Origin of the sequence: Xenorhabdus khoisanae (genome assembly GCF_001037465.1) — a bacterium.
Taxonomy (GTDB): Bacteria; Pseudomonadota; Gammaproteobacteria; order Enterobacterales; family Enterobacteriaceae; genus Xenorhabdus; species Xenorhabdus khoisanae.
In genome coordinates, this window is sequence record NZ_LFCV01000068.1 from 1 (window position 1) to 11,990 (window position 11,990).

Sequence of the window (11,990 nt, forward strand, 5' to 3'; positions counted from 1 at the left end):
GGGTGGTTTCATCGGCTTTGCCATCAACTTGGGCCACAAAAGCGATCGCAGGCGTCAACCAAATGGGACTGCCATTGCACAGTGTATTCCGGGATATTTCCCAGCGCGTTAAGCGATTTTTTTATCCCTGAGCAGAAAACATTTACGCGAACTGTTAATTAGGTTACGGACTGCTCATTAAAGATAGATATTTAAAGTTTACATTTATGACGAAAGGGAATAATAGAAATTCTTTTTTTTACATTCTCATTATTTATGTATTTAGTTAATATCATAAACCTGTTAAATAGAGTCACGATATTATCGATATAGTTAGTTAGCTTGATATCTGAACAGCACAAGCCTGATGTCTTGCAGGCTATGCCAATCAATGGTATTGCTGTTTTATATATGTAATGTTTGTTACTCAATGGAAAAAGTGAAGTGGTGAACTGTTTCTGAAGGTTGTTTAAATCATAGACATTAAACGATGATTAAACTGTTTCAGTTTATGTCTATACTTTAATTTATAACTGAATGAGTTAATAATAAATAAAATTAGGAAGGATTCTGATGCTAATTTTTTCAAGGGTTTTTCTATATTGAAAATAAGAGAGGTATCTTATTATGTTCATAAGTGGAAGATATTGATATTTTTTAAAAATATAAAAGGGGATTGTAATGTTAAAACTTGGATTTGTCATAGGGACGAGACCTGAGGCAATTAAGTGTGCTATCCCAATTATAGAAATGCGTAAAGATGAACGCTTTGACCCAATTATTATATCTACTGGACAACATGATGAGATGTTACATTCTACTCTTTCAGTATTTGGAATAACAGCAGATATAGATTTGAAAGTTATGCGCGAAAGACAAACCATTTCGGGTGTAACACATAGAATATTAGAAGGATTATCTAAAGTTCCTATAATACAGGAAATTGATGCAATCGTTGTGCATGGAGATACTGCTTCCACTGTTGCGGGAGCATTGTATGGTTTCCAAAATAGAATCCCTGTAATTCATATTGAAGCCGGATTACGTAGTGGAAATCTTTATTCTCCTTTTCCTGAAGAGGGTAATCGGCGTCTGGTAGCACAAATAAGTTCATTGCACCGACCCATTTTTTAATAAAAAATGTTTATGTAGTAAAGAGACAGATATGTTGAAACAACCTTCTTTGACAAAGATATCTTCTTTAATATCAAATAGTAAATAATGGACAAGTAGAATGAAAATAACAGGGGCTAACCATCAAAGATTATTAGAATTTTCAAATGATTTATTACCATCTATAGTTGATTTTGATGAAGGTAATTTATCTCTTGAAGCACGAATCGTTCTACATCTCAACCAGATTAAGCGGGATGTGACTTCTGGAGATGCTCATGAAGCGTAGTTTAGTTGGTGAGATAGTTATAATCACTGGGGCAGGTTCGGGTATCGGGCTTGCTGCTACCACTGAATTTTTAAAAGAGGGGGCATATGTTATTGGAGGAGATATTAATCTAGAGCAACTTTATGAATTGCAGGAAGACAAATTCTTATTTCCTTATCAGTTTGATGTCAGAAATCCTTCAGATATTGATGGTCTTATCAATACAGTCATCAGTAAATTCGGGAGGATAGATATTCTGATTAATAATGCTGCATTAGTAGAGCCTAGGGAGAGTTTTCTTGATGTAACAGATGATGATTGGCATTCTACAATCGAAATCAATCTGCTTGGCTACATTCGAATGGCCCGGAGTGTATTACCTTATATGCGTAATCAAAAAAAGGGTATTTTACTCCATATAGCTTCTGAAGCAGCATTAATGCCAAATTTAAATCTTCCTGATTATAGTATCTTGAAATCTTCAATTCTAACGCTATCTAAAGTGATATCACGGGAGTTTGGCAAATATGGTATTCGCTCCAATGTTATCTCTCCTGCTTTTATTCATACCGCTATCTACGATAAGCCTAAGGGGTTGATAGCCCAGCTTGAACAAAAATATAAAGTTGGACGTGAAGAGGCATTACAACGCTACATCAAAGAAGTTGATATTGCTGTTGGTAGGCTAGGGCGACCTGAAGAAGTGGCGGCTTTACTCTCATTTTTGGCTTCAGAATCCGCTGCATTTATCACTGGTGCAAATTATTTAGTAGATGGCGGAGTGACTCCTTTTATCTAATTACAGAAATAGATTAAGACTCAGCTTGTCTAGTGAAGATGAATAGAGGTTTATATGAATATAAATTTAGAAGGGAAAATTGCATTAGTCACGGGGTCAACAGCAGGCATTGGGTTAGCCATTGCGCACAGTCTATATAAAGCAGGTGCCTCCGTTATTTTAAATGGAAGAAGTGAAGAGCGGTTAATTCAGGCAGTTAATAAATTTAATGGTTCAGATCGCGTTTTTACTGTAGCCGCTGATGTCGGAACCAGAGAAGGATGTGAATTAATTAATCAGAAATTTCCGGATATTGATATCCTGATTAATAACGCTGGAATATTTTCCCCTAAGCCAATTTTTGAAATCAGGGATGAGGAATGGCTTGACTATTTTAATATCAATGTCCTAAGTGGGATTCGTCTGGCACGTTCATATATTCCACTCATGATAGAGAAAAAGTGGGGGCGCGTGGTATTTATTTCCAGTGAATCAGCCTTACAGATACCGCTAGAAATGCCACATTATGGCCTGACCAAGACCGCCCAAGTCGCAGCAGCAAGAGGATTCGCCCAAGCCGCTGCTGGAACAGGAGTCACCGTCAATAGTGTTCTACCCGGGCCAACTGAAAGTGAAGGGGTTGAACGATTTGTTAGAGAACTTATCACGGATCCTACACTTTCAATTGAGGAAGCGGGAAAACGCTTTATTGAGACAGCACGTCCCGCATCGTTGCTGGGGCGGTTGGCAACAGCTGAAGAAGTTGCTAATGCCGTTGTTTTTTTAACTTCACCACTGGCTTCTGCAATAACCGGTACTGCTTTACGTGTTGATGGTGGCGTCATTCAAAGTATTTTGTAAGATGAAAGGAACAAGTCGGGATGATGATAATTTTACTGACTTGTTCAGTTACTTATCCCAAGGGGGAATTTTCCACTCTTCGGTGAGGAATTCAATAAAACTTTTGATACGTTGTGGAACTGGTCGCTTCCCCGCCCTTACTACATTAATTGGAGAAGTTTCTTCTTGCCATTCTGGCAAGATTTGGATGAGTTTATTTGAGCGAATTAAACCTGCTACATCCCAGGTTTCTCGAAGTGCTATACCCAGACCTGCGGCACACCACGTTCGTAAGACATCACCATTATTGGCGATTAAATCACTGGAGAGTGAAATGGCTTTCGTGTTTTTTTTGTTGTGAAGTGACCATATTGTACTTTTATTTCCAGAGGCGGAAAAAAGCAGGCAGTTATGGTTAGCTAGCTCTTCTGGATCCTGAGGTTCACCATGTAGTTTGAGGTAATTAGGTGATGCAACTAAAATTCGTTTGTTCTCTGATAATCGTCTGGCAATTAAACGTGAATCAGTCAAATTTGCCACTCTGATAGCTAAATCCATTTCGGCCTTATAAAGATCAACAACTTTGTCTGTCAAATGTAAGATGAATCCTACCGATGGATATTTCTTTCTAAACTCTGCAATTGCTTCTGTTACATAGGTCCGACCAAGCGGTACTGGCGCGGTAAGTCGAATCAAACCTGTGAGAGACTCATTTCCATCTTTGGCAATTTCAGCCGCTTCTTCCACCAGAGTTAATGCAGCCCTCACTTTTTCAGCGATTAATTTGCCTTCAGGTGTAATGCGTAGTGAGCGGGTATTTCGTACAAAGAGAACGATTCCAAGGTTTTTCTCTAGGCGTGCAATTTGCTTACTGACCGTGGTAGGAGATAACCCCAAAGTTCGGGCAGCAGCGGTGAAACTGCCTGTGTCGATGATTCTGATAAATACACTTAAGTCTTCAAGGTTACGCAAGACCATTAGTGACTCCTTATCATAAGTTTTTATCCATTATGGATATTTATTGCACTAAATGAAAGCATGATACTTATTACTCATCTCAAATTTAGACTGAGGCATTTTTAGCGTATAAGGAGAATCTCCAATGCCATTCGTGATATATATATTTTCGCTTTGTGCATTTGCGATAGGGTTTACAGAATTCATCACTATTGGACTGATATCTGTGATGTCAGTAGATCTTGGCGTCGATGTAACCAGTATTGGGTTAACTGTGACAGCCTATGCGTTAGGTGTTGTGATTGGGGCACCCATTTTGACGGCACTGGCCTCTAATTGGTCGCGAAAACGCTTACTTCTTACTGCAATGCTGGCATTTACACTGGGAAATCTAATAGCAGCCGCATCAACAAATTTGGTTCCTCTTTTAGCTGCCCGTTTATTATCTGGTCTGGCACATGGCGTTTTTTTTGCTGTGGCTTCTGGTGTTGCGACTCGTTTGGTTCCGTCTGAACGTGCTGGTACTGCTCTGGCTTGGGTATTCGGTGGTGTCACTATTGCCATGTCTTTAGGTGTTCCTGTAGGAACTTGGCTGGGCAGTATACTAAATTGGCATGTCATATTTTTAATTATCGCTGCTTGTGGATTGATTGGAGCGATTGGCATTGGATTCAAGATGCCAAAAGATGCCGGAGAGCCGGTTATTAAAGTATCTGCTAGCTGGCGCCATCTTATTATCCTTTTTGATCGGCGTTTACTGGCAGGGGCAAGCGTTCCAATGCTTTCCTATACCGCTTCATTTGCTCTGTACACATTTATTACCCCTATACTCTTGACGATTACAGGAGTCAGTGTTGAAACCGCCAGTGGAGTATTGCTTGCTTACGGTATTGGAGCCGCTGTTGGTACAGTTTGGGGAGGAAGACTAACAGATCGACAAGGAATGGATTTTGCCTCACTTATTCTTCTTATTGGTATTGCCGTTGTATTGGTGGCGATGAGTTTCAGTCTTACCAATTCTGTACTGATGATTGGTTTAGTCGCTTTACTTGGGTTGGCAACTTATGGGGCAATTCCACCGTTGCAGTCAAGGATACTTATGCTGGCAGAACGGCACACACCATATGCAATGGATATCGCTTCGGGCATGAATATCGCGGCTTTTAATGCCGGGGTTGTTCTGGGGTCTGTTATTGGTGGTACTACAGTACGAGAGTGGGGATTAGAAACGCTAACATGGGTAGGTGCAGGAATGGGTGTATTGGCTATCGTATCTCTTGTGTGGCAAATGGTTATTCCATCCATGCGTGAGCAACGTTCAATCTCTAACTCACTATAATTATCCTGAGCTTTCGCGTTGAGTATAAAAAAGCCCGCTTTGGCCGGGTCCCATTCATTGAATTTCAGTTGATGGTGAGTTTCAACTGAAAAAACGCATAAATTACAGCCATACATGAATGATATGCCCGTTGCATAACGGGCAAAATACCCCGCATGTTCAAAAAATAGCTTGCCCGGAAATTTGTTCTGTAGACGTTTTGTGATAAGGGATTTATTATCGATTCTTGATGTAGGATCGGGAAATACAGCTGGCGTTTTTAACTTCCCGTTGGTTGAAGGTGGAAATACGGGATCTCGGCTTACACTGGTTCATCAGTATGCAGGGTAATCGTTTGGTTGTCAGGCAGCATGCGAGTAAAGACGTCAGTTTTAGTGGTAATGCAAATGATTTCATTCTTATTGCTGCCCGCAGGGAAGATCCTGATACACTGTTTTTTCAGCGTCGTTTACGGATTGAAGGAAACACAGAATTGGGACTGCATGTAAAAAATTTGATGGATTCCATTGAATTGGAGTCTATGCCATCCATTCTTCGCTTTGGTTTATTGCGTCTGGCTGAATTTATCAAAGCGGGACAGAAAGAGGGCGTTGATCAGAACGATCGCGCGTTATCGTCATGTTAATCAGGGTCGAAATTCCAGTTGATGCTATGGGGATTGATCGTTTATTACGTCAGTCTTTTGAGACATCGGCAGAAGCTGAGTTAGTGAGTCAATTAAGAGAAGATGGCTTGTTGACATTGGGCATTGTTGCGACTGACGATGAAGGTCATGTGATTGGCTATGTCGGTTTCACGCCTGTTGATATCAATGGTGCGGATCATCAATGGGTTGGTTTGGCATCATTAGCGGTGGAGGAACAGTACCGTCATCATGGTCTCAGTGAAAAATTGGTGTATGAAGGGCTGGATAGCCTGAATGAATTTGGATATAGCGCGGTTGTTGCACTGGGAGATCTTGAATATTACGGCCGTTTTGGTTTTAAACTTGCTAATGAATATCAATTATCTTGCGAATGGCCTGATTGCGAGAATTATTTCCTGATCTACACGCTGGCTGATATTTCACTGAGTGATTGTCATGGTCAGGTTACTTATCCTGCCCATTTTGAGAATCTATGGTCTCTGCCAAAATGATTGTCTCTTCAAGGCTCTCTGATTGAGTAAAAAACTTCTCAGATAAGCCGTTTTCTATCAAATAAGTCGTTATGCAGGGAGGCTGATTCTGAATCAGCCTCCCTTTTTGCTGTTTATTCAGCTTTTTCACACGGTATTCAACTTTCAGCGCCATGCTGCGATCCCCGACCAAACTTTGATAAACCAATGTCAATGGTGCTTTCCCCCTGAGGGCTTTTGCACCTTTTCCTGATGCATGTTGCATAAATCGGCGGGATACATCTGTTGTGATCCCAGTATATAAGGTGCCATTTTGTGCCCTGATCAGGTAGAGATACCAGTGAGATACTTTAATTTTCATTATTTAATTTTAATAGTTCCGAAAGTTTAATTACAGTGTGAAATTAATGTGTCGTTAAGTTTTAGGCTGATTTTTTTGTGATTTTCTGATTTAACAATATGAATTTATTAATAATATATGCAATGAGGCGTCTTTGGATAGCTATTGTTGTTCAAAATAATTGAAAAAATATAGCAACAATTGCTAATTATCATATTCGAAACAAGCGTATAACATGGTCTGCGTCACGGGGGGATAAGCCCTATTGTATAAAGTGAGTAGAGGAGCAAAATATGAAAAATGTAAAAAATATCGTCGCTGGTTTAGCATTATGTGCGGTTTCATTTGGTTCACTTGCAGCAACTGAAGTTCAAATTGCTAAGGGAGATAAAATTGGTGTTGTCTCAGTAACTGGTGCCGCCACATTAGATAGCCTGACTGTAGAGTTATCCAAAAAAGCTGACAAAGCTGGCGCGAAATATTTCCGTGTTGTTTCAGCAAATGGTCAGAATAAACTCAATGGAGTTGCTGAAATTTATAAATAATTTATAGTGTTCCATGCAGCCCACCTTGGTATATTGAGTCGAACATAGAACACGAAGCTGGTTAAATTTCCAGTCGTGTTCTGTTCCGAACAGGCTAAAATAACAGTATGGAACCATATGAATTCAAATAAAGAAAATTTAATAATTAGTCAATATCTCGCTAAACAACATGTATTCACGCTTTGCACTTCTTCGACTCAAGATTTATGGTGTGCGAGCTGTTTCTATGTCTTTGATGCCGACAACATGGCATTTTGGTTTATGACTGAATCTGATACCCGGCATGGTCAAATCATGCAGCAAAATCCTGTCGTTGCAGGCACTGTTGCTGACCAAACCCGCAATATTGCTCACATTAAGGGTATCCAATTTCGTGGTGAAGTGATTCTGCTGACAGGTGAAGCTGAAACTGCGGCCAGAGCGCATTATTGCCACCATTTTCCCATCGCCTTAACAGCCAAGACCCCTATCTGGCAGCTTAACCTGAATGAAATCAAAATGGTGAATAACACGCTGGGTTTTGGTAAAAAATTGCACTGGCAACGTTAATGCTACCGTAACTATCATCGTAAATAGTGGATAACCTGATTATGACTGCCCCGCCAAATTAATGTGGGATCATATAGCGCCTGTTCAAATTTCCCATCAATCAACACGTGGATATAGCTGATAACTTCTTGCTGAATCTCATTTAATTCATTGAGAACATAGCCTGTCCATAGCCAGATATCCTTATCTGGGCATTCTTCTCTTACGCGCTGAACCAATTGCAAGATGGCAGGTAAATTATGGGGATGCAGGGGATCGCCACCGGATAATGATAAACCTTGTCGTTGAATACGATGATCTTTCAAATCAGCGATGATTTGGTTTTCCATTTCCAGTGTAAAAGGCAGACCAGAATCAACCCGCCAGGTACTTTGGTTATAGCAGCCACGACATTGATGCAGACAACCTGACACAAACAGTGTGCAACGGGTTCCGGGGCCATTGACCACATCAACCGGATAATATTGATGATAATTCATGTCATTAACCCATTTGACCATTACCGAAGTGTTTCACGCGGCGTTTCACTTCTTCCTGCTTTCCGGTATTGAATGGGCGTGCATCCGGGCTGCCAAGATAGCCGCAAACACGGCGAATGACAGAAACATGGGCTGAGTCATGATTGCCGCATTGAGGGCAAGTAAACCCTTTGCTGGTACAGGCAAATTCTCCCGTAAAACCACATTGGTAGCATTCATCAATGGGTGTATTGGTGCCATAGTAAGGAACACGTGAATAGCTATAATCCCAAACATCTTCCAATGCCTTCAAATTATGTTGTAGGTTGGGATATTCGCCGTAGCAGATAAAACCGCCATTCGTTAACGGTGGATAAGGTGCTTCAAAATCAAGTTTATCGTAGGGATTAACCTTTTTTTCCACATCCAGATGAAAACTGTTGGTGTAATAACCTTTATCGGTGACACCGTGAATCACACCAAACTCGGTAGTATCCAGACGGCAGAAACGGTCACATAAATTCTCGCTTGGCGTACTGTACAGACTGAATCCATAGCCAGTCTCCAATTTCCATTGATCAACCGCCTGACGTAAATGCTTAACAATAGAAATGGCTTTCTGTTGGCGCTGTTCATTATCAAAAAGGTGAGTCTGATTACCATATAACGCATTTATCGTTTCATGAATGCCGATATACCCCAACGAGACAGAGGCGCGACCATGCCTAAAAATCTCAGCAATATTTTCATCGGCTTTCAGACGAACGCCACAGGCACCTTCCATATAGAGGATGGGCGCAACCCGGGCCTTGGTATTTTCGAGGCGAGAGATGCGGGTCATCAGGGCTTTTTTCGCGAGCAACAAACGCTGATCCAAAATCTGCCAGAAACGGGCTTCATCACCCTTAGCCTCCAGCGCAATGCGGGGCAGATTCAAGCTAATTACCCCCAGATTATTGCGCCCTTCGTGGATTTGCTGACCATTTTCTTCATAAACACTGAGAAAACTGCGACAACCCATTGGCGTTTTAAATGAACCGGTCACTTTGACAACTTGATCATAATTGAGAATATCGGGGTACATACGTTTGCTGGCACATTCCAGCGCTAATAACTTGATGTCATAGTGAGGATCACCAAACCGATGGTTTAACCCATCACGAATGGCAAAAACCAGTTTGGGGAAAACGGCAGTCTTGCGATTTTTTCCCAATCCTGCAATGCGGTTGCGCAGAATTGAAATTTGAATCAGGCGGGATTCCTTTGATATTCCCAATCCGAACCCAAAGGTGACAAAGGGGGTTTGTCCATTGGCGGTATGCAGCGTATTGACTTCATATTCCAGAGATTGGAAAGCGTCATAGCACTCTTTTTCAGTGCGGGCTTCTGCATAAGCAGCCTGATCGGCAATCTTCCACTCTTTAGCAATTGCCAGATGCTTGTCATAACTGGCCTTCACAAAAGGAGCGAGGACTTCATCAATGCGATTAATGGTCGTTCCACCATAAATATGGCTGGCAACTTGCGCGATGATCTGAGCCGTGACCGCAGTGGCGGTAGAAATGGACTTAGGGGGTTCAATTTCCGCATTGCCCATCTTAAAACCGTTGGTCAGCATGCCCTGTAAATCGATCAGCATACAGTTGAACATGGGAAAAAAAGGGGCGTAATCCAGATCATGGTAGTGAATTTCCCCCTTTTCATGCGCCACAACCACATCAGGTGGCAGCATATACTGTTTGGCATACTGCCGGGCGACAATCCCGGCCAATAAATCACGTTGAGTCGGGATCACTTTGCTGTCTTTATTGGCGTTTTCATTAAGCAGAGAGAAATCACTTTGCTCGATCAAACCACGGATTTCCTGATCTAATTGATCATGCCATTTATGGGAATTCACAATAAGGCTCCTCATATGTTATCCACAGACGAAAATGACATGAATGCTCGCTTTTTGTTGGGTGTGGATAATCTTGTGCATAAATACTACATGTAGTGAACTTTGTGTATTTAAGCACAATATATAGATCATTTAAGCCAATATACAACCTACAAAGTTGATCTGAGACAAAGAAAGGGAGGGTTGTAATAGCAACCCTGATACTGGAGTGATCAGGGCTGAAAGAACGTCAAATTAACTGCGAACGGCGATTGCTTCGATTTCGATTTTCACATCTTTTGGCAGACGAGCAACTTCAACACATGAACGCGCAGGGAATGGCGCATTATGTTCAGCGAAGAATGCTTCGTAAGTTGCGTTTACGGCTGCAAAGTCATTCAGATCTTTGACAAATACGGTGGTTTTCACGATATCAGCTACTTTCAGGCCAGCTTGCTCGATAATAGCTTTAACGTTTTCCAAAGATTGACGTGCTTGAGCAGTAACCTCTTCAGGGATATCGCCGGTTTTTGGATCAACAGGGATCTGACCGGAAGTGATAACCATGCTGCCCAGATCAACACCCTGAACATAAGGGCCGATTGCCGCTGGTGCATTCTCGGTATGAATAGAACGTGACATTAGAAACTCCTGTTTAACGTCTGAATAGAAAATGTTGCGAGACCGCCATTATAGTGATCCCCTGCTTTGCATCAATTGATACAGCACATTCTATCCCTCTCAAATGGGAGATAGATTGTTTGAAGCGATGCTTAATCGTTATTGATGACTGCTTGGCGATCAAACTCTTTTTCACAATATTTACAGCGCAATACAACATCATCTTGCGCTGTCATCACATGAAAACTGCTGTTGACGGGTTCATTATGGCTGATGCAATTGCTGTTTGGGCAAACAAGAATACCGTCAATTTGTTCTGGCAGATTGATCGGCATCTTTTTAACGACAACATAATTTTCAATATTGTTGATTGTCGCATGGGGAGCATACATGGCGAGCTGATTTGCTTGTTGCGCCGTCAGAAAGGTGTTTTCAATTTTGATCAGATCCTTTTTACCCAGATGGTTGGAAGGCAGATTCAGGCCGATGGTAATACGTTGGTCGGTTTCGGTGAGCTTAAACAGCGACAATAATTTAAAGCCGACATGGGCCGGAATGTGATCGATAACCGTACCACATTTAATGGCTTCTACTTGTAGTTGATGATCTTGAATCATGTTGTGTCATGAATACCTGTTCGGTATTCCTCCTCCGGACATTAGGGGATCAAGGGAACCTGCTTATTTTGTCACAGACGATTTGGCATTTCATCTGATTAACTCTTTAATTTAAAAGATGATTTAACTTATTGATTGAAAGTCAATAAAACCTGCTAAAAAATATGCCGACCACTTTATATCGCCGATTATTATATCAAGCATTCTATAAGGGTATCTTTAGAGACAAGCTCATCAAGCCGATGGGGAAGATATTATTTCTTCCAGCCAATTGGTTTCATTCGTTGCACTTGACGAAGATGGTAATGGGCTTGGTTTTGCTGATGCATCAATCAGGCATGGTTATGTAAATGGCTGCGAGAGGGTAGTCCAGTGGTTTTTCTGGAAGGCATCTTTGTTTCCCCGACACACAGAAAATGCGGTGTAGCCAAAGTATTGAAGTAATTAGACAGTGATGTCAAACGCAAACAGTTCGGTTTTTTCGTGATCTAACAACGGAATAATTACCACAATGGATGTATAAGAGTATGATTATAAAGAGGTGGTCATCGTTCAGTTTTTGGTTATAGCACAAAGCATGGCTACCCGGTT

13 protein-coding genes and 3 pseudogenes are annotated in these 11,990 nt (G+C 41.3%); 10 read left to right on the top strand and 6 right to left on the bottom strand.

Features of this window, described 5'->3' with window-relative positions; all coding sequences use genetic code 11:
- The first annotated feature begins 660 nt into the window (after nucleotides 1–660).
- The 4 genes from AB204_RS11205 (at nucleotide 661) to AB204_RS11215 (ending at nucleotide 2,999) form a co-directional block, all read left to right on the top strand.
- Nucleotides 661–1,113: a UDP-N-acetylglucosamine 2-epimerase gene (locus tag AB204_RS11205; protein WP_235428075.1), complete on the top strand. Its 453-nt coding sequence runs from the start codon at nucleotides 661–663 to the stop codon at nucleotides 1,111–1,113.
- A gap of 100 nt (nucleotides 1,114–1,213) precedes the next feature.
- Entirely contained in the window at nucleotides 1,214–1,381 is a 168-nt protein-coding gene (locus AB204_RS22770) for a hypothetical protein (protein ID WP_161796559.1), read from the top strand.
- A complete protein-coding gene (locus tag AB204_RS11210; RefSeq protein ID WP_047963462.1) occupies nucleotides 1,371–2,159 on the top strand; it encodes an SDR family NAD(P)-dependent oxidoreductase in 789 nt (262 codons plus the stop codon). Before AB204_RS22770 ends, AB204_RS11210 begins: the two co-directional genes overlap by 11 nt.
- A gap of 54 nt (nucleotides 2,160–2,213) precedes the next feature.
- On the top strand, nucleotides 2,214–2,999 hold the full coding sequence (locus AB204_RS11215; RefSeq protein WP_047963463.1) for an SDR family NAD(P)-dependent oxidoreductase: 786 nt from the start codon (nucleotides 2,214–2,216) through the stop codon (nucleotides 2,997–2,999).
- Between the two features lie 48 nt (nucleotides 3,000–3,047).
- On the opposite strand, the gene AB204_RS11220 is transcribed toward AB204_RS11215, so the two are convergent.
- Nucleotides 3,048–3,956, bottom strand: a complete 909-nt coding sequence (locus tag AB204_RS11220) for a LysR family transcriptional regulator (RefSeq protein WP_047963464.1) — start codon at nucleotides 3,954–3,956, stop codon at nucleotides 3,048–3,050.
- Nucleotides 3,957–4,080: 124 nt separating this feature from the next.
- On the opposite strand from AB204_RS11220, the gene AB204_RS11225 reads away from it, so the two are divergent.
- From AB204_RS11225 to AB204_RS11235, 3 genes and pseudogenes are all read left to right on the top strand, one after another.
- Nucleotides 4,081–5,274, top strand: a complete 1,194-nt coding sequence (locus AB204_RS11225) for an MFS transporter (RefSeq protein ID WP_047963465.1) — start codon at nucleotides 4,081–4,083, stop codon at nucleotides 5,272–5,274.
- A gap of 247 nt (nucleotides 5,275–5,521) precedes the next feature.
- A pseudogene (ubiT, locus tag AB204_RS11230) lies at nucleotides 5,522–5,899 on the top strand (ubiquinone anaerobic biosynthesis accessory factor UbiT); the annotation flags it as partial.
- Nucleotides 5,893–6,411: a GNAT family N-acetyltransferase gene (locus AB204_RS11235; protein ID WP_047963466.1), complete on the top strand. Its 519-nt coding sequence runs from the start codon at nucleotides 5,893–5,895 to the stop codon at nucleotides 6,409–6,411. The pseudogene ubiT and the gene AB204_RS11235, both read left to right, overlap by 7 nt.
- Here the strand turns inward: AB204_RS11235 and AB204_RS11240 are convergent.
- Entirely contained in the window at nucleotides 6,365–6,751 is a 387-nt protein-coding gene (locus tag AB204_RS11240; protein WP_084728566.1) for a GIY-YIG nuclease family protein, read from the bottom strand. The genes AB204_RS11235 and AB204_RS11240 overlap by 47 nt on opposite strands.
- A gap of 272 nt (nucleotides 6,752–7,023) precedes the next feature.
- On the opposite strand from AB204_RS11240, the gene bhsA reads away from it, so the two are divergent.
- Both bhsA and AB204_RS11250 read left to right on the top strand, forming a co-directional pair.
- Nucleotides 7,024–7,275 carry a multiple stress resistance protein BhsA gene (gene bhsA / locus AB204_RS11245; protein ID WP_047963467.1) on the top strand — a complete coding sequence of 84 codons (252 nt, stop codon included), beginning with the start codon at nucleotides 7,024–7,026 and terminating at the stop codon, nucleotides 7,273–7,275.
- Nucleotides 7,276–7,392: 117 nt separating this feature from the next.
- Nucleotides 7,393–7,824, top strand: coding sequence for a YhbP family protein (locus AB204_RS11250; protein ID WP_047963468.1), 432 nt, complete (start codon nucleotides 7,393–7,395; stop codon nucleotides 7,822–7,824).
- Nucleotides 7,825–7,838: 14 nt separating this feature from the next.
- Here the strand turns inward: AB204_RS11250 and nrdG are convergent, their stop codons facing one another.
- The 4 genes and pseudogenes from nrdG to pyrI form a co-directional block, all read right to left on the bottom strand.
- Nucleotides 7,839–8,303 (bottom strand): anaerobic ribonucleoside-triphosphate reductase-activating protein, encoded by a 465-nt coding sequence (gene nrdG / locus AB204_RS11255; protein ID WP_047963493.1) that lies wholly within the window; start codon nucleotides 8,301–8,303, stop codon nucleotides 7,839–7,841.
- A 4-nt stretch (nucleotides 8,304–8,307) separates the two neighbouring features.
- A pseudogene (nrdD, locus tag AB204_RS11260) lies at nucleotides 8,308–10,155 on the bottom strand (anaerobic ribonucleoside-triphosphate reductase); the annotation flags it as partial.
- Between the two features lie 261 nt (nucleotides 10,156–10,416).
- Entirely contained in the window at nucleotides 10,417–10,803 is a 387-nt protein-coding gene (ridA, locus tag AB204_RS11265; protein ID WP_047963470.1) for a 2-iminobutanoate/2-iminopropanoate deaminase, read from the bottom strand.
- Nucleotides 10,804–10,934: 131 nt separating this feature from the next.
- Nucleotides 10,935–11,399, bottom strand: coding sequence for an aspartate carbamoyltransferase regulatory subunit (pyrI, locus tag AB204_RS11270; protein WP_047963471.1), 465 nt, complete (start codon nucleotides 11,397–11,399; stop codon nucleotides 10,935–10,937).
- Between the two features lie 229 nt (nucleotides 11,400–11,628).
- Between pyrI and AB204_RS23845 the strand changes: the two are divergent.
- Nucleotides 11,629–11,837: pseudogene (locus AB204_RS23845) on the top strand (GNAT family N-acetyltransferase); the annotation flags it as partial.
- Nucleotides 11,838–11,990: the final 153 nt, after the last annotated feature.